Source organism: Ramlibacter algicola (assembly GCF_016641735.1).
Classification (GTDB): domain Bacteria; phylum Pseudomonadota; class Gammaproteobacteria; order Burkholderiales; family Burkholderiaceae_C; genus Ramlibacter; species Ramlibacter algicola.
Genome location: NZ_JAEDAO010000001.1, coordinates 2,045,336 through 2,060,941, shown reverse-complemented (window position 1 = coordinate 2,060,941; position 15,606 = coordinate 2,045,336). Strand labels below are relative to the sequence as shown.

17 protein-coding genes are annotated in these 15,606 nt (G+C 70.2%); 12 read left to right on the top strand and 5 right to left on the bottom strand.

Annotated features, from left to right (window positions below):
* The first annotated feature begins 8 nt into the window (after positions 1-8).
* From ribH to tolA, 7 genes are read left to right on the top strand one after another with little or no spacing between them, the layout of a single operon-like run.
* Positions 9-473 carry a 6,7-dimethyl-8-ribityllumazine synthase gene (gene ribH / locus I8E28_RS10065; RefSeq protein ID WP_200787864.1) on the top strand — a complete coding sequence of 155 codons (465 nt, stop codon included), beginning with the start codon at positions 9-11 and terminating at the stop codon, positions 471-473.
* On the top strand, positions 470-988 hold the full coding sequence (nusB, locus tag I8E28_RS10060) for a transcription antitermination factor NusB (RefSeq protein ID WP_200787862.1): 519 nt from the start codon (positions 470-472) through the stop codon (positions 986-988). The genes ribH and nusB overlap by 4 nt, the downstream gene beginning before the upstream one ends.
* Entirely contained in the window at positions 988-2,172 is a 1,185-nt protein-coding gene (locus I8E28_RS10055) for a pyridoxal phosphate-dependent aminotransferase (RefSeq protein ID WP_200787860.1), read from the top strand. The genes nusB and I8E28_RS10055 overlap by 1 nt, the downstream gene beginning before the upstream one ends.
* On the top strand, positions 2,172-2,573 hold the full coding sequence (gene ybgC / locus I8E28_RS10050; protein WP_200787858.1) for a tol-pal system-associated acyl-CoA thioesterase: 402 nt from the start codon (positions 2,172-2,174) through the stop codon (positions 2,571-2,573). Before I8E28_RS10055 ends, ybgC begins: the two co-directional genes overlap by 1 nt.
* A complete protein-coding gene (gene tolQ / locus I8E28_RS10045; protein ID WP_200787857.1) occupies positions 2,570-3,316 on the top strand; it encodes a protein TolQ in 747 nt (248 codons plus the stop codon). The genes ybgC and tolQ overlap by 4 nt, the downstream gene beginning before the upstream one ends.
* Before the next feature lies 1 nt (position 3,317).
* Entirely contained in the window at positions 3,318-3,743 is a 426-nt protein-coding gene (locus I8E28_RS10040; protein ID WP_200787856.1) for an ExbD/TolR family protein, read from the top strand.
* A gap of 13 nt (positions 3,744-3,756) precedes the next feature.
* The gene (tolA, locus tag I8E28_RS10035) at positions 3,757-4,623 is read left to right on the top strand and encodes a cell envelope integrity protein TolA (protein ID WP_200787854.1); all 867 of its coding nucleotides are present in this window, start codon (positions 3,757-3,759) and stop codon (positions 4,621-4,623) included.
* A 160-nt stretch (positions 4,624-4,783) separates the two neighbouring features.
* On the opposite strand, the gene dnaE is transcribed toward tolA, so the two are convergent.
* Positions 4,784-8,242, bottom strand: coding sequence for a DNA polymerase III subunit alpha (gene dnaE, locus I8E28_RS10030; protein WP_200787853.1), 3,459 nt, complete (start codon positions 8,240-8,242; stop codon positions 4,784-4,786).
* Positions 8,243-8,292: 50 nt separating this feature from the next.
* Between dnaE and I8E28_RS10025 the strand changes: the two genes are divergently transcribed.
* The gene (locus I8E28_RS10025) at positions 8,293-9,027 is read left to right on the top strand and encodes a sulfurtransferase (protein ID WP_200787852.1); all 735 of its coding nucleotides are present in this window, start codon (positions 8,293-8,295) and stop codon (positions 9,025-9,027) included.
* Positions 9,028-9,151: 124 nt separating this feature from the next.
* Here I8E28_RS10025 and I8E28_RS10020 read toward each other — a convergent pair whose 3' ends face one another.
* From I8E28_RS10020 to I8E28_RS10005, 4 genes are read right to left on the bottom strand one after another with little or no spacing between them, the layout of a single operon-like run.
* Entirely contained in the window at positions 9,152-10,045 is an 894-nt protein-coding gene (locus I8E28_RS10020) for a pirin family protein (RefSeq protein ID WP_200787850.1), read from the bottom strand.
* 4 nt (positions 10,046-10,049) lie between these two features.
* A complete protein-coding gene (locus tag I8E28_RS10015) occupies positions 10,050-10,607 on the bottom strand; it encodes a flavodoxin family protein (RefSeq protein WP_200787849.1) in 558 nt (185 codons plus the stop codon).
* Positions 10,608-10,646: 39 nt separating this feature from the next.
* The gene (locus I8E28_RS10010) at positions 10,647-11,111 is read right to left on the bottom strand and encodes a DoxX family protein (RefSeq protein ID WP_200787847.1); all 465 of its coding nucleotides are present in this window, start codon (positions 11,109-11,111) and stop codon (positions 10,647-10,649) included.
* Between the two features lie 25 nt (positions 11,112-11,136).
* Positions 11,137-11,838: a pirin family protein gene (locus I8E28_RS10005; protein WP_200787845.1), complete on the bottom strand. Its 702-nt coding sequence runs from the start codon at positions 11,836-11,838 to the stop codon at positions 11,137-11,139.
* A gap of 114 nt (positions 11,839-11,952) precedes the next feature.
* Between I8E28_RS10005 and I8E28_RS10000 the strand changes: the two genes are divergently transcribed.
* The 4 genes from I8E28_RS10000 to trmB are packed head-to-tail and all read left to right on the top strand — an operon-like array spanning position 11,953 to position 15,539.
* The gene (locus I8E28_RS10000; protein WP_239027215.1) at positions 11,953-12,906 is read left to right on the top strand and encodes a LysR family transcriptional regulator; all 954 of its coding nucleotides are present in this window, start codon (positions 11,953-11,955) and stop codon (positions 12,904-12,906) included.
* Between the two features lie 4 nt (positions 12,907-12,910).
* The gene (locus I8E28_RS09995; RefSeq protein WP_420850213.1) at positions 12,911-13,960 is read left to right on the top strand and encodes an NAD(P)/FAD-dependent oxidoreductase; all 1,050 of its coding nucleotides are present in this window, start codon (positions 12,911-12,913) and stop codon (positions 13,958-13,960) included.
* Positions 13,957-14,832: a tRNA glutamyl-Q(34) synthetase GluQRS gene (gluQRS, locus tag I8E28_RS09990; protein WP_200787839.1), complete on the top strand. Its 876-nt coding sequence runs from the start codon at positions 13,957-13,959 to the stop codon at positions 14,830-14,832. Before I8E28_RS09995 ends, gluQRS begins: the two co-directional genes overlap by 4 nt.
* Positions 14,820-15,539, top strand: a complete 720-nt coding sequence (trmB, locus tag I8E28_RS09985; RefSeq protein WP_420850239.1) for a tRNA (guanosine(46)-N7)-methyltransferase TrmB — start codon at positions 14,820-14,822, stop codon at positions 15,537-15,539. The genes gluQRS and trmB overlap by 13 nt, the downstream gene beginning before the upstream one ends.
* The last annotated feature ends 67 nt before the right edge of the window (positions 15,540-15,606 follow it).

The window sequence follows — 15,606 nt, the reverse complement described above, 5'->3', positions numbered from 1 at the left end:
GGAACCGCATGTTTGGGGCAGACAAAGGCAAGGCCGACCGCCTGCACGGCAAGGGGCTGTGCATCGGCATCGTCCAGGCCCGCTGGAACGAACCCGTGACCAACGCGCTCGCGCAGGCCTGCAAGGAGGAACTGGCGCGCCTGGGTGTCGAGTCCGACGACGTTACGCATGTGCTGGTGCCCGGCGCGCTGGAAGTGCCGGTTGCGCTGCAGGCGCTGGCCGAGAAGAACCGCTACGACGGCCTGGTCGCCCTGGGCTGCGTGATCCGCGGCGAGACCTACCACTTCGAGCTGGTGGCCAACGAGTCGGCCGCCGGCGTCACGCGCGTGTCGCTGGACCACCAGCTGCCCATCGCCAACGTGATCCTCACGACCGAGAACCTGGAGCAGGCCGTGGCCCGCCAGGTCGAAAAGGGTGTGGACGCCGCGCGCGTCATCGTCGAGATGGCCAACCTGCTGGACGAGATCGCATGAGCGACGCTCCCGACGATCTCCCCCGCCAGCCGGGTCGCACTGCCAGCGGTGCGCGCAAGGCCTCCGCGAAGTCGGCCCGTAGCCGCGCGCGAGAATTCGCGCTGCAGGCGCTGTACCAGTTCCTCGTCGGCGGCAACGACGCCGGCTCGGTGGACCAGTTCACCCGCGGCCTGGCCGGCTTCCACAAGGCCGACTCGGCGCACTACGACGCACTGCTGCACGGCTGCATCGAGGACGCCGCCGCCCTCGACGCGCTCGTCGCCCCGCTGCTCGATCGCAAGCTGCAGGAGATCTCTCCGGTCGAGCATGCGGTGATGTGGATCGGCGCCTGGGAGTTCCAGCACGCGGCCGACGTCCCGTGGCGCGTCGTGATCAACGAGTGCATCGAACTCGCCAAGGAGTTCGGCGGCACCGACGGCCACAAGTACGTCAACGCGGTGCTCAATGGCCTGGCGCCGAAGCTGCGCGCGACGGAAGTCGAAGCCGACCGCGCGGCCGGGAAGGCCCGCAGCTGATGCGCATCGCCCGCCGCGCCGAGCGGATCGAGCCGTTCTACGTGATGGAGGTCGCCAAGGCGGCCTCGCAGCTGGCGCGCGAAGTCGCGGCCACCGACCGGCCGATGCTGTTCCTCAACATCGGCGAGCCGGACTTCACCGCCCCGCCGCTGGTGCAGGAAGCCGCCGAACGCGCGATGCGCGCCGGCCGCACGCAGTACACGGACGCGACCGGGCTGCACGCGCTGCGCGAGCGCATCAGCGGCTGGTACCGCCAGCGCTTCGGCCTGGACGTGCCCGCGCGGCGCATCGTCGTCACTGCCGGTGCCTCGGCCGCGCTGCAGCTGGCGTGCCTCGCGCTGGTGGAAGCGGGCGACGAGATCCTGATGCCGGACCCCAGCTACCCGTGCAACCGGCATTTCGTCAGCGCCGCCGAAGGCAATGCGGTGCTCGTGCCCACGACCGCCGCCGAGCGTTTCCAGCTCTCCGCGGACAAGGTGCAGGCGAACTGGGGACCGAAGACGCGCGGCGTGCTGCTCGCGTCGCCGTCCAACCCCACCGGGACGTCCATCGAGCCGGACGAACTGCGGCGCATCGTCGACGTCGTGCGCTCGCGCGGCGGCCTGGCGATCGTCGACGAGATCTACCTGGGCCTGTCGTACGAGGAGCGCTTCGGCCACTCGGCGCTGGCGCTCGGCGACGACGTCATCAGCATCAACAGCTTCTCCAAGTACTTCAACATGACCGGCTGGCGCCTGGGCTGGATGGTCGTGCCCGAAGTGCTGGTGCCGGTCGTCGAACGCCTGGCGCAGAACCTGTTCATCTGCGCCAGCACGGTGTCGCAGCATGCCGCCCTCGCCTGCTTCGAGCCGGACAGCATCGCGGAGTACGAGCGCCGCCGCGCCGAGTTCAAGGCGCGCCGCGACTTCTTCATCCCGGCGCTCGACGCGATCGACCTCACGGTGCCGGTGCGCCCCGACGGCGCGTTCTACGCCTGGGCCGATTGCTCCGCCTGGTGCGACAAGCTGGGCATCGCCGGCAGCTGGGACTTCGCGTTCGAGGTGATGAAGCGCGCGCACGTCGCCGTCACGCCGGGGCGCGACTTCGGCCACGCCGGCACCTCGCGCTTCATCCGCTTCTCCACCGCGAGCAGCATGGACCACCTGCGCGAGGCGGTCGACCGCCTGCGGGAGATGGCGCCCTGATGCCCTTCGCGTTCCCCGTCCGGGTGTACTGGGAAGACACCGATGCCGGCGGCATCGTGTTCTACGCGAACTACCTGAAGTTCTTCGAACGCGCCCGGACGGAGTGGCTGCGATCGCTGGGCGTGCACCAGTCCGAGCTGCGCGAGCGCACCGGCGGCATGTTCGTGGTGGCCGAGACCTCGGTGCGCTACCTGCAGCCCGCGCGTCTCGACGACGAACTTTCCGTGACCGCGCAACTCGAAGAGACGGGCCGCGCCACGTTCACCATCTCGCAGCAGGCGCTGCTGCAGCCCGCCGGCACCCTGCTGGCCGAAGGCACGATCCGCATCGGCTGGGTGGACGCCGCCACGCTGCGACCTGCCAGAATTCCCGCCATGATCCTGGAGCAACTCAAGCGATGAACACCGACCTGTCGATCCTGCAACTCGTGCTGGGCGCCAGCTGGGTGGTGCAAGCCGTGATGCTGCTGCTGGTGGCCGTGTCCATCGCCAGCTGGGCCGCCATCTTCGGCAAGCTGTTCGCGCTGCGGCGCGTGAAGAACAAGAACGAATCGTTCGAGCGCGACTTCTGGTCCGGCACCAGCCTGAACGAGCTATTCGCAGCCGCCGCGGCCAACGCCAAGGTGTCGGGGCCGATGGAACGCATCTTCGCCAGCGGCATGCGCGAATACCAGAAGCTGCGCGAACGCCGCATCACCGACGCGGGCACCCTCATGGACGGCGCCCGCCGCGCCATGCGCGCCAGCTACCAGCGCGAGGTGGACGCCGTCGAATCGCACCTGTCGTTCCTCGCCTCCGTCGGTTCCGTCTCGCCCTACGTGGGCCTGTTCGGCACCGTGTGGGGGATCATGCATGCCTTCACCGGGCTGGGCAGCCTGCAGCAGGTGACGCTGTCCACCGTGGCCCCCGGCATCGCCGAGGCGCTGGTGGCCACCGCCATCGGCCTGTTCGCGGCCATCCCCGCGGTGGTCGCCTACAACCGGTTCGCGCGCGACATCGACCGCGTCGCCATCCGCCTGGAGACCTTCATCGAGGAGTTCTCCAACATCCTCCAGCGCAACATCAGCAGCAGCGGTTCCGGCAGCGGCGGCGCCCCCGCCGCGAACACCGGCGCCACCCCGGCCGCCGGGGTCTCGAGGTTCTGACATGCCGTCCGTCGCCTCCCGCGGCCGCGGCCGCCGCACGATCAACGAGATCAACATGGTCCCGTTCATCGACGTGATGCTGGTGCTGCTGATCATCTTCATGGTCACGGCGCCGCTGATCACGCCCAGCGTGATCAACCTGCCCAGCGTGGGCAAGGGCAACCGGCAGCCGGACGAGCGCGTCGAGGTCGTGATCAACAAGGACGAATCGATGCAGCTCAAGTCCGGCGACCGCACCAGCCCGATCGGCTCCGCCCAGCTCGCGCAGGCGGTGCTCGCCACGCAGCAAGGCAAGGCGCCCGGCTCCGTCGCCGTCGTGATCAGCGCCGACCGCAGCGTGAAGTACGAAGCCGTGGTGAAGGTGATGGACACGCTGCAGCGCGCGGGCGTGCAGCGCGTGGGCCTCTCGGTGCAGGTCGCCCGCTAGGACGAAGGAGCGCATGCCCGCCCTCGCCGAACGTCCGGAGTTCCTGCCCCCGCCCGAAGGCGGCGTGCTGCGCGCGCTGGCCATCGCGCTGGTCGCGCACGTGCTGCTGGTGCTGGCGCTGAGCGTCGGCCTGCACTGGAAGCGCGACGACGACAGCATCGGGGTGGAAGCCGAGTTGTGGTCCCCCACCGTGCAGCAGGCCGCGCCGAAGGCCGTCGAGGTCCCGGTCGCGCCCCCCGCCCCGCCGCCCCCGGTGGTGCAGCAGCCCCCGGCCCCGCCGCAGAAGTCGGAAGCCGACATCGTGGCGGAGCGCGAACGCCAGCAGCGCCTGCAGGCGCAGCGCGAGGAAGAAGAGCGCGAACGGGAGCGCCAGCGCCAGGCCGCCGAGCGCAAGCGGCAGGACGAGCTGAAGAAGCAGGAACTCGCGAAGAAGGAAGCCGAGCAGGCCAAGGCCCGCAAGGAAGCCGAGCAGGCGAAGGCGCGCAAGGAGAAGCAGGAAGAGCAGCGCCTCGCCAAGCTGCGCGAGGAGAACCTCAAGCGCATCCAGGGCCTCGCCAACGGCACCGGCTCGCCCTCCTCCACCGGCACCGCCGCGCAGTCGTCCGGCCCTTCCAGCAGCTACGCCGGCCGCGTGCGCGCGCGCGTGAAGCCGAACATCGTCTTCACCGACGACGTGCCGGGCAATCCGAGCGCCGAAGTCGAAGTGCGGCTGTCCCCCGACGGCACCATCGTCGGCCGCCGACTCGCCAAGCCCAGCGGCGTGAAGAGCTGGGACGACGCCGTCCTGCGCGCGATCGACCGCACGGAGCAGTTCCCCCGCGACGTCGACGGCCGCGTGCCGACGTCCATGATCCTGGTGTTCCGGCCGAAGGACCTCTGAGTCCTGGTGCGGCCGCTGGCGCAGCCTGGCGTTTTTCAACGCAGAGGGAACATCCCGAATCTTGTCATTCCGGCGAACGCCGGAATCCATGCCTGATCGAGCATGGATTGCGGGTCAAGCCCGCAATGACAACTGCAGGGCGCCAGCCCTGCGCCGAGCCTCATTCGTAGACGATCGACGCCTGCCCACCATCGGCCTGCGCCATCCATGACGCCAACGCCGCATCGGTCGGGAAGAAGCGGGCGTCATCTCCCAGCTGCAACTCCGCCGTCGCGGTGTCGCGCTTGAGTGCCAGCCGGATCGGCAGGCCGCGGACGACGTCGCCGTGTTCGGTCTGTTCGCGGCGGGCGGGGAATTCGCGCACCAGGCGCTGCACGTCGGGCGCACGGCCGTTCACGGCGACGCGCAGGAACTTGCCGAAGCGGCAGCGCGCCGTCGCCAGGTCCCACACCTGCTGCACGGAGATGCGGAAGCCGCCGGTGAAGCGGTCCGGCTGCAGCTTGGCCTGCACGATCACCAGTTCGTCGTCCTTGAGCAGGTTGCGGTTGGCGTTCAGCACCGCCTCGTCCGCCGTGCCCTCGATCACCGCCGACTTGTCGTCCAGCTTGAACAGCGCCAGCTTGCCGCGCTGCCCGTTGATCACGCGCAGGTCGCTGACGATGCCGGCCAGTAGCTGCGGCTCGCGGCTGTCGATCAGGTCCTCGATCTTGGTGCGAACGAAGCGGCGCACCTCCAGCGCGACCTCGTCGAACAGGTGGCCCGACAGGTAGAAGCCGACCGCCGTCTTCTCGTACGTGAGGCGTTCCTTCACGCCCCAGGGCATGGCCTCGACCAGCGGCGGCTCCTGCGTGCTGGCCGCGTGCGAATCGCCCATGTCGAACAGTCCGCCCTGGTGCGCGTTGGCTTCCTGCGCATTGGCGAAATCGAAGGCGCGGTCGATGGACGCGACGAGCGACGCGCGATTGAGCTGCAGCGAATCGAAGGCGCCGGCCTTGATCAGCGCTTCGACCGTGCGCTTGTTGATGCGCGTGCGATCCACGCGCACGCAGAAGTCGTACAGGCTGCAGAACGCGCCGCCCTCCTCCCGCGCACGCACGATGGCCTCGATGGCGGCCTGGCCGGTGCCCTTGACGGCGCCCAGCCCGTAGCGGATCACCTTGTCCGTGACCGGCTCGAAGCGGTAGTTGCCGCGGTTGACGTCGGGCGGCTCGAAGGTGAGCCCGAAGTTCTTGATCGCGTCCTCGAACAACACCTTCAGCTTGTCGGTGTTGTCCATTTCCACGGTCATGTTCGCGCAGAAGAACTCGGCCGTGTAGTGCACCTTCAGCCAGCCCGTGTGGTAGGCCAGCAGGGAGTACGCGGCGGCGTGCGACTTGTTGAAGCCGTAGCCCGCGAACTTCTCCATCAGGTCGAAGATCTCGTCCGCCTTCCCCGTGGAGATGCCGTTCTTCGCAGCACCTTCGCGGAAGATCTCGCGGTGCTTGGCCATCTCCTCGGCCTTCTTCTTGCCCATCGCGCGGCGCAGCAGGTCGGCGCCGCCGAGCGTGTAGCCGCCCAGGATCTGCGCGGTCTGCATCACCTGCTCCTGGTAGACCATGATCCCGTAGGTCTCCGAGAGCATGTCCGCCACCAGCGGGTGCGGGTACTCCACCTCTTCGCGGCCGTGCTTGCGCGCCACGAAGCTGGGGATCAGGTCCATCGGGCCGGGACGGTACAGCGCGTTCAGCGCGATCAGGTCCTCCAGGCGCGTCGGGCGCGCGTCGCGAAGCATGCCCTGCATGCCGCGTGATTCGAACTGGAACACCGCCTCGGTCTTGCCGTCCGCGAACAGCTTGTAGGTCGCGGCATCGGTCAGCGGGATGGCCTCGAACGCGAAGTTCTCCTGGCCCTTGTGGCGGGCCTGGATGAATTCCTTGGCGATCTCCAGGATGGTGAGCGTCGCCAGGCCCAGGAAGTCGAACTTCACCAGGCCGGCGGCTTCCACGTCGTCCTTGTCGTACTGGCTCACCGCCGAATCGCTGCCTGGCTGCTGGTACAGCGGCGTGAAGTCGGTGAGCTTGCCTGGCGCGATCAGCACGCCGCCGGCGTGCATGCCGACGTTGCGCGTCATGCCTTCGAGCTTCTGCGCGAAGTGCAGCAGCGTCTTGACCTCGTCCTCGCGATCCAGCCGCTCGGCCAGGATCGGCTCCTGCCCGATCGCATCGGCGATGGTGACGTGGGTGCCGGGCTTGTTCGGGATCAGCTTGCTGATGCCGTCGCAGAACGTGTAGCTCATGTCCAGCACGCGGCCGACGTCGCGGATGGCCGCGCGCGCGGCCATGGTGCCGAAGGTGGCGATCTGCGACACCGCGTCGCGGCCGTACTTGTCCTTGACGTACTCGATGACGCGGTCGCGGTTGGCCTGGCAGAAGTCGATGTCGAAGTCGGGCATCGACACCCGCTCGGGGTTCAGGAAGCGCTCGAACAGCAGGTTGTATTGCAGCGGGTCGAGGTCCGTGATCTTCAGCGCGTACGCCACCAGCGAGCCGGCGCCGGACCCCCGGCCCGGCCCCACCGGGCAGCCGTGGTTCTTGGCCCAGTTGATGAAGTCGCCCACGATCAGGAAGTAGCCCGGGAACCCCATCTTCAGGATCGTCCCGATCTCGAATTCCAGCCGCTGCACGTAGCGCGGCGTCTCCTTCTCGCGCGCGGCGGGGTCCGGGTACAGCTGCAGCAGCCGCTCCTGCAGGCCTTCGTGCGAGGCATGCCGGAAGTACTCCTCGATCGGCATGCCGTTGGGCGTCGGGAAGTCGGGCAGGCGCGGCTTGCCCAGTTCCAGCACCAGGTTGCAGCGCTTGGCCACTTCCAGCGTGTTCGCGACGGCCGACGGCACGTCGGCAAACAGCGCGGCCATGTCGGCGGCCGGCTTGAACCACTGCTCGCGCGTGAACTTGCGCACGCGCCGCGGGTTGCCCAGGATCTCGCCTTCCGAAATGCACACGCGCGCCTCGTGCGCCTCGTAGTCATCCGGGCCGGTGAATTGGACCGGGTGCGTCGCGACGACCGGCAGCTTCAGGTTGGCCGCCAGCTGCACGGCGGCGGCGACGTGCTGCTCGTCGTCGGCGCGGCCGGCGCGCTGCAGTTCCAGGTAGAAGCGGTGCGGGAACACCGACGCGAGTTCCAGCGCCACCTGGCTGGCACGCGCGGTGTCGCCTTGCAGCAGCGCCTGCCCGACCGGGCCGGCTTGCGCGCCCGACAGCAGGATCAGGCCCTCGCCCAACTCGCGCAGCCATTCGAGCTTGCAGACGGCCTGCGCGCGCACGACGTTCTGCGTCCACGCCCGCGCGAGCAATTCACACAGGTTCAGGTAGCCGGCGCGGTTCTGCACCAGCACCAGCACGCGCGAGAGCGCGGCGACATCGGTGCCCAGCCCCTGCAGCAGCAGCTCGGCGCCCACCAGCGGCTTGACGCCCGCGCCGCGCGCGGCCTTGTAGAACTTGATGGCCCCGAACAGGTTGTTCAGGTCGGTGATGGCCAGCGCGGGCTGGCCGTCCTTCGCCGCCGCCTCCACGACGTCGTCGATGCGGTTGGTGCCGTCGACGATGGAGAACTCGGTGTGCAGGCGCAGGTGGACGAACATGCGGTCATTCTACGGAGCGGGGCACGCGCGCCCCTGCGTAAAATCCACGGGTGCAAGCGGTCCTGAACGTCTCCGGCTACCTGTTCACGGACGTGCGCGATCCGCACACCTTGCGCGACCTGCTGCTGCCCACGGCGCGAGATCTCGGCCTCAAGGGCACCATCCTCCTCGCCCCCGAAGGCATCAACCTCGTGCTGGCCGGCGCTGCCGCGCAGGTCGACGCGCTGCTCGACACGATCCGTGCGCAGCCGGGCCTGGCAGCCCTCGACGTCAAGCGCAGCTGGTCGCAGGCGCAGCCGTTCCGCAAGCTGCTGGTGAAGGTCAAGCGCGAGATCATCCGCATGGACCATCCGCTGATCCGCCCGGCGGACCACCGCGCACCCGCCATCGATGCGTCGACACTGCGCCGCTGGCTGGACCAGGGCCACGACGATGAAGGCCGGCCTGTCGTCACGCTGGACACGCGCAACGCGTTCGAGGTGGACCATGGCAGCTTCGACGGCGCCATCGACTGGCGGTTGCGCAAGTTCGGCGACTTCCCGCAGGCGCTGCGCGAGCACCAGCAGGAGCTGGCAGGCAAGACGGTGGTGAGCTATTGCACCGGCGGCATCCGCTGCGAGAAGGCCGCGCTGGTCATGCAGCAGGCCGGCCTGGACCACGTGTACCAGCTCGAAGGGGGCATCCTGCGCTACTTCGAGGAAGCGGGCAGTGCCCACTACCACGGGGCGTGCTTCGTGTTCGACGAGCGCGAGGCGCTGGACCCCGACCTGGCGCCGCTGCGTTGACCCGTCATTCCCGCGAAGGCGGGAATCCATCGCTCTCTCTTCAGCACCACAGGAAAGCGATGGGTCCCCGCCCCCGCCTACGCGGGGGGCAGTGCCTACGTTCCGCGGGGGCGACGAAGGGTGGTCAGGACATCGGCTCGGGCGGCGTGAATCGCGTCGGCGGCAGCGGGATGAATTCCTGGTCATCGTGCGGCACCGTGCCGAAGCGGCCCTGCTCCCAGTCGGCGCTGGCCGCGAGGATGCGGTCCTTTCGGCTGGAGACGAAGTTCCACCACATGTAGCGCGGGCCGACCGGCTCGCCACCGACCACGACGAAGCGTGCCGGGCCATCGGCTTCGATGCGCGCCGTGGCGCGCGGACCAAGCACCGCCATGCGCTGCGCCGGCAGCGGCTCGCCGTCCAGGCGCGGCGACCCGGCGACGACGTAGATCGCCATCTCCTCCGCCACTGGCGGCAGCGTGAACGCCCCGCCTTGCAGTTGCACATCGAGGTACAGCGTCGGCGAGGCCGCTTCGACCGGCGACCGGGCGCCGAACGCGTCACCCACCAGCACGCGGACCTGCGCGCCGTCCACCTGCAATTCAGGAATCGCGACGCCCGGCGTGTGGACGAAGGTCGCGGCGGCCTCCTCCTTGTCCGCCGGCAGCGCGACCCACAACTGCAGGCCGTGGTTGGCGTACTCGCGACCGCGCAGGTCGTCGGGCTTGCGCTCGGAATGCACGATGCCCGAGCCGGCGGTCATCCAGTTGATGGCACCGGGCTCGATGCGCTGCGCGCTGCCCAGGCTGTCGCGATGCTGCATCGCGCCCTCGAACAGGTAGGTCACCGTCGCCAACCCGATGTGCGGATGCGGCCGCACGTCGTGGTTGTCCTGCGGCCGCTCGGTCACGGGACCGAAGTGGTCGAAGAACACGAAGGGGCCGACGCTGCGCCGCTGCACCGCGGGCAGCAGCCGCCGCACCTTGAAGCCGCCGCCCAGGTCCTTCTCGTGGCCCGCGAGTTGCAGCACGCCGGCCATGGTTTCAGGCCTTCCGGAACCGCGCCGTGACCTCGGCCACGCGCCGGCCGAACAGGCGCGCGGTCTCGAGGTCGCCGGCGGACATCGCATCCGCGCCCGCGTCGGCTGGCGAAGTCGCGATGGCACCGCCGTACGACACGAGGTAGTTCACGTCGTCGCGTTTCGACGCCTTCATCTGGCTGGGCATCAATCCCTGGCTGACCCAGACCATCGAATGCTGCATCGCCAGCGTGAACAGGGTCACCAGCGTGTTGAACTTGTCGCCGTTCATGCCCGCGCTGTTGGTGAAGCCGGCGGCGATCTTGTCCTTCCACTGTTGGCCGAACCACGCTTTCGACGAGGCGTCGGCGAACTTCTTGAACTGCCAGCTCACGCTGCCCATGTACGTGGGCGAGCCGAAGATGATCGCGTCGGCGGCCTGCAGCTCGTCCCAGCCGCCGGCCGGCAGGTTGCCGTCGGCGTCGATGGCGAGCAGGCGGCCGCCCGCGCCGTCGGCCACGGCCTGCGCCAGGCGCTGCGTGTGGCCGTAGCCGGAGTGGTAGACGATCACGATGTCGGTCATGCGCGGGCGCTCCCTGGGCTCTTGTCGTCGATCGCGAACTCAGGCGTACGCGGCGCGGCCCGCGTTGCCCCGGCGGCCGTCGATGCTCCAGCCGCCCGGGCCGAACGCCCACAGGACCAGCAGGCCACCGACCACCGCGATGTTCTTCCAGAAGGCCTGCGTCTGCATCATCCGTGCCGCTTCGGGGGCGGCCCAGAAGTTGTGGAAGATCGGCGTGATCACGGCCACGAAGATGGCCAGGCCCAGCGCGGCCCAGCGCGCCTGGTAGCCGACGAGCAGCAGCAGCCCGAGGCCGAGTTCGGCGCCGATGGCGAGGGCCGCGCACACCTCCGGCATCGGCACGCCCTTGGACGCGATGTAGCCCACGACCCCGGAGAAGCCGGCGATCTTGCCCCAGCCGGCGGGGATGAACAGCCAGGCGATCAGCACGCGCCCGAGGAGGGTCGCGAGGTCCTGGGCGGGGGTCGTCACGAAGGACGCGGTCGGGGTGGTCGTCGTTGCCATGGTCGTCTCCTTTGGTTTGGCGGGGTCAGGGTTGCAGGTCGAACACCAGCACTTCGGCGTCGCGGCCGTTGCGCAGGATCAGGGTGGTCTCGTCGTCGAGCAGGAGGGCGTCGCCGCCTTGCAGCTGCTGGCCGTTGGCTTCCAGTTCGCCACGCACCAGGTGCACGTAGCCCTTGCGGCCGGTGGCGATCTGCAGCTGCGCACTCTCGTCGCCATCGAACAGGCCGGCGTACAGGCGCGCATCGGCGTGGATCGTCACCGAGCCCTCGGCCGCATCCGGCGACGCCACGAGGCGCAGCTTGCCGCGCTTTTCGGCGTCGGCAAAGGTCTTCTGCTCGTAGCCGGGCGCGATGCCGCGCTGGTCGGGCTCGATCCAGATCTGCAGGAAGTGCGTGACCTGGTTGGGCGCGTGGTTGAACTCGCTGTGCTGCACGCCCGTGCCGGCGCTCATGCGCTGCACGTCGCCGGGCGGGATGCCCTTGACGTTCCCCATGCTGTCCTTGTGCGCCAGGTTGCCTTGCAGCACGTAGCTGATGATCTCCATGTCGCGGTGGCCGTGCGTGCCGAAGCCGGTGCCCGGCGCGATGCGATCTTCGTTGATCACGCGCAGGTTGCCCCAGCCCATGTGCTCGGGATCGTAGTAGTTCGCGAACGAGAAGCTGTGGTGCGAGTCCAGCCAGCCGTGGTTGGCATGGCCGCGTTCGGAGGAGCGTCGCAGGGCGAGCATGGGGATCTCCTTTCGTGTGCCGTGTGCGTTGGCTGCCAATGTAGGCGCCGCCTCCATGAACGAGGACCGCCCGCCGTTGATGGCATCATTCAAAAAGATTGAATGCCGCCAGCCATGCCCGCCGCCGCCCGTGACGTGCTCACCCCGGACGCCCTGTCGCTGCTGCAGACCGTGGCGCGCGCGGGCAGCTTTGCCGGCGCGGCCCGCGAGCTCGGCCTGGTCCCCAGCGCGGTCACCTACCGCGTGCGCCAGATCGAGGACGCGCTGGATGCCCTGCTGTTCGACCGCGCCTCGCGCCAGGCCCGGCTCACCGAAGCGGGCCGGGAACTGCTGCGCGAAGGCGAACGCCTGCTCGGCGAGGTCGACGCCGTGGTCAGCCGCGTGCGGCGCGTGGCCACCGGCTGGGAATCGCAACTGACCATCGCGGTCGACGTCGTCGTGTCCTGCGGGACGATGCTGGAACTGGCGCAGGCCTTCTTCGAGGTCGCGCCGCAGACGCGGCTGCGCCTGCGCGACGAGTCGCTGTCGGGCACGCTGCACGCGATGGCGGAAGGGCACGCCGACCTGGCGCTCGGCGTCGCCCTGGAGCCCGGCAACACGCTCGGCCTGCAGAGCCGGTTGCTCGGCGACCTGCCCTTCGTGTTCGCGGTGGCGCCGCACCATCCGCTCGCGGCGGCCACCGAGCCGATCGGCGACGAGGAACTCCAGAAACACCGCGCCGTGGCCGTGGCCGATTCGACCGAACGCGGCAGCCCGATCACGCTCGGGCTGCTGGCCGGCCAGGACGTGTTCACCGTCCCGACCATGATGGCCAAGCTGGACGTGCAGCTGCGCGGCATCGCCGCGGGGTTCCTGCCCGAGCCGATGGCGCGGCCCTTCCTGGCCAGCGGCCGCCTGGTGGCCAAGCGCGTGCGCCGCCCGCCGCGCGTCGCCCGCATGAGCTATGCGTGGCGCGAGACGGGTCCATTGGGCCCCGGGCGCGGCCTGCAGTGGTGGCTCGACCAGCTCGAGAGCCCCGCCACCCGCCGGGCGCTGCTGGAGCGCCACAGCGGCGTGCTCCTCGGCTGAGACAATGCCCCCGATGCCCAACCCGTCCTCCCCCCAAGTCGCCGTCATCGGCGCCGGCCTCGCCGGCATCGCCTGCGCCCGCACACTCACCCGCGCCGGCGCGTCGGTCCGCGTGTTCGAGAAGGCACTCAAGGTCGGGGGCCGGATGGGCAGCCGGCAGACGCCTTTCGGCAGCTTCGACCACGGCGCGCAGGCGTTCACCGTGCGCGACCCCCGCTTCGAGACCGCGCTGCGCACCGTACCCGAATCGATCGCGCGCTGGTCGACGCCGGCGGTGCACGTGGTCGATCCGTTGGGCCGCATCACCGAGGCGGCGGATCGCAGCGAGGTGCGCTGGGTCGGCACGCCGGCGATGGAAGCCCTCCCGCGCGCCTGGGCGGCGCCGCTGGCCGACGCCGGCGCGTTGGTCCTCGGCACGCGCGTGCAGGTCGTGGAACGCGACGCGGTGGATTCCTCGCGCTGGCAGTTGCAGACGCTGGGCGACGACGGCAGCGTGCGCGTGTTCGCCGGCTTCGACGCCGTGCTGTTCGCCACGCCGGCCTCGCAGGCTGCCGACGTGCTCGAGCGCTCGCGCCTCGCGCCGACGTTCGTCGAGCGGCTGCGCGGCATCGAGGTCGCGCCGTGCTGGACGCTGATGCTGGCGTTCCCGCAGGCCGCCACGGCGCTCGGCCCCGCCTGGAATGCGGCCTTCAGCGCGCACCACCGCGTGGCCTGGGTGGCCCGCGAGTCGTCCAAGCCCGGCCGCGGGCCGGTCGAGCGCTGGACCGTGCACGCCAGCCCCGCCTGGTCGCAGGAACACGCGGGCGACGACCCGCAGCGCGTGGAAGCCAAGCTGCGCAAGGCCTTCGCCGAAGTCACCGGCATCCGAGCCGAACCCAGCCACACAGCCGTCAAGCTGTGGCGCCACGCGAAGACGCTCACGCCGCTGGGTCGCCCGCACCTGTGGGATGCGCGCCTCGGCCTGGGCGCCTGCGGCGACTGGTGCCTGGGCCACCGCGCCGAGCACGCGTTCGTGTCGGGGCTGGAACTGGCGCTGGCCGCGCTGGCACGATGAGCCTCTACCGGGGGCGCTTCGCGCCCTCGCCCACCGGGCCGCTGCATGCGGGCTCGATGGTGGCGGCACTGGCCAGCTGGATCGATGCCCGAGCACACGGCGGGACCTGGCTGGTGCGCATCGAGGACGTCGACACGCCACGCTGCGTGGCGGGCGCCGATCACGTCATCCTCCAGCAGCTCGCTGCCTGCGGGCTGCTTCCCGACGAACCGCCGCAGTGGCAATCGCAGCGGGAAGCGCTCTACCGCGACGCGCTCGATCGCCTCGTGGCCGCGCAGCGTGCTTACCCCTGTGCCTGTTCGCGCAAGGACATCGAGGAGGCGCTCGCCGCGCAAGGGCGACCGCGCGTGCGCGGCCGGGAAGCGCCCTACCCGGGCACCTGCCGCGACGGCCTGCACGGGCGCGAGCCGCGCGCCTGGCGGCTGCGCGTACCGCCAGGCACCGTGGCGTGGACCGACCGCCGGCTCGGGACACAGGCGCAGGACGTCGAACGCGAGGTCGGTGACTTCGTGCTGCGCCGCGCGGACGGGCTGTGGGCCTACCAGCTCGCCGTGGTCGTCGACGATGCCGACCAGCGCATCACGCACGTCGTCCGTGGCGAAGACCTCGCCGACAACACGCCGCGGCAGGTGCTGCTGCAACGAGCGCTCGGCGTTCCCACACCCAGCTACCTGCACACGCCGCTGGTGCTGGCCGCGGACGGCGAGAAGCTGTCGAAGCAGAACGGCGCCGTGGCGATCGACACGGCCGAGCCCCTGCAAGTGCTGAACGCCGCCGCGGCCGTGCTGGGCTTGCCGGTGCAACGCGGCACGGTCACGGACGCGCTCGCCGCCTGGGTGCGCGCGTGGCCCTTCCTACAATCCGCGCCGTGACCGATCCCGCCGCTCCCGCACCGACGCCCGAAGGCGTCGCCCACCCCCGCACCATCCGCAGTTTCGTCCGCCGCGCCGGCCGCACCACCACCGGCCAGGCCCGCGCCCTGGAGGACTTGGGCCCGCGCTTCGTGGCGCCCTACCGCGCCGAGCCCCTGGACTTCGCGGCCGCCTTCGGCCGTGAAGCGCCGACCATCCTCGAGATCGGCTTCGGCATGGGCGACGCGACGGCGCACATCGCGGCCCTGATGCCGGACACCAACTTCCTGTGCTGCGAGGTGCACGAGCCCGGCGTGGGCGCGCTGCTCAAGCGCGTCGGCGAGCAGCAGCTGCAGAACATCCGCATCGTGGCGCACGACGCGGTGGAGGTCCTGCGCCACATGGTTCCCGAGGCGTCGCTCGCGGGCGTGCACATCTTCTTCCCCGACCCCTGGCACAAGCTGCGCCACAACAAGCGCCGCCTCGTGCAGCCCCCGCTGGTGGCGCTGCTGGCGTCACGGCTGCGACCCGGCGGCTACGTGCACTGCGCGACCGACTGGGAACCGTACGCGCAGCAGATGCTGGAGGTGCTGGGCGCCGAGCCGGCGCTGCGCAACACCGCCGACGGCTTCGCGCCCCGGCCGCACTACAGGCCCGAAACCAAGTTCGAACGCCGCGGCCTGCGCCTGGGCCACGGGGTGTGGGACGTGGTGTTCACGCGCCGCTAGTCGTGCGGCTGCTGGCGCAGCCTGTTTGAACTCCCAACGCAGAGGACACGAGCAAGCGCAGAAGGCG

What these genes read in the sequence shown, in the direction of transcription:
- I8E28_RS10005 (WP_200787845.1), bottom strand. Translation starts at nt 11,838, where the DNA reads ATGCTCGCCCTGCGACGCTCCTCCGAACGCGGCCATGCCAACCACGGC.
- I8E28_RS10000 (WP_239027215.1), top strand. Translation starts at nt 11,953, where the DNA reads ATGCCCGCCGCCGCCCGTGACGTGCTCACCCCGGACGCCCTGTCGCTG.
- I8E28_RS09995 (WP_420850213.1), top strand. Translation starts at nt 12,911, where the DNA reads ATGCCCCCGATGCCCAACCCGTCCTCCCCCCAAGTCGCCGTCATCGGC.
- I8E28_RS10010 (WP_200787847.1), bottom strand. Translation starts at nt 11,111, where the DNA reads ATGGCAACGACGACCACCCCGACCGCGTCCTTCGTGACGACCCCCGCC.
- nusB (WP_200787862.1), top strand. Translation starts at nt 470, where the DNA reads ATGAGCGACGCTCCCGACGATCTCCCCCGCCAGCCGGGTCGCACTGCC.
- I8E28_RS10040 (WP_200787856.1), top strand. Translation starts at nt 3,318, where the DNA reads ATGCCGTCCGTCGCCTCCCGCGGCCGCGGCCGCCGCACGATCAACGAG.
- tolQ (WP_200787857.1), top strand. Translation starts at nt 2,570, where the DNA reads ATGAACACCGACCTGTCGATCCTGCAACTCGTGCTGGGCGCCAGCTGG.
- ybgC (WP_200787858.1), top strand. Translation starts at nt 2,172, where the DNA reads ATGCCCTTCGCGTTCCCCGTCCGGGTGTACTGGGAAGACACCGATGCC.
- gluQRS (WP_200787839.1), top strand. Translation starts at nt 13,957, where the DNA reads ATGAGCCTCTACCGGGGGCGCTTCGCGCCCTCGCCCACCGGGCCGCTG.
- dnaE (WP_200787853.1), bottom strand. Translation starts at nt 8,242, where the DNA reads ATGTTCGTCCACCTGCGCCTGCACACCGAGTTCTCCATCGTCGACGGC.
- tolA (WP_200787854.1), top strand. Translation starts at nt 3,757, where the DNA reads ATGCCCGCCCTCGCCGAACGTCCGGAGTTCCTGCCCCCGCCCGAAGGC.
- ribH (WP_200787864.1), top strand. Translation starts at nt 9, where the DNA reads ATGTTTGGGGCAGACAAAGGCAAGGCCGACCGCCTGCACGGCAAGGGG.
- I8E28_RS10055 (WP_200787860.1), top strand. Translation starts at nt 988, where the DNA reads ATGCGCATCGCCCGCCGCGCCGAGCGGATCGAGCCGTTCTACGTGATG.
- I8E28_RS10015 (WP_200787849.1), bottom strand. Translation starts at nt 10,607, where the DNA reads ATGACCGACATCGTGATCGTCTACCACTCCGGCTACGGCCACACGCAG.
- I8E28_RS10020 (WP_200787850.1), bottom strand. Translation starts at nt 10,045, where the DNA reads ATGGCCGGCGTGCTGCAACTCGCGGGCCACGAGAAGGACCTGGGCGGC.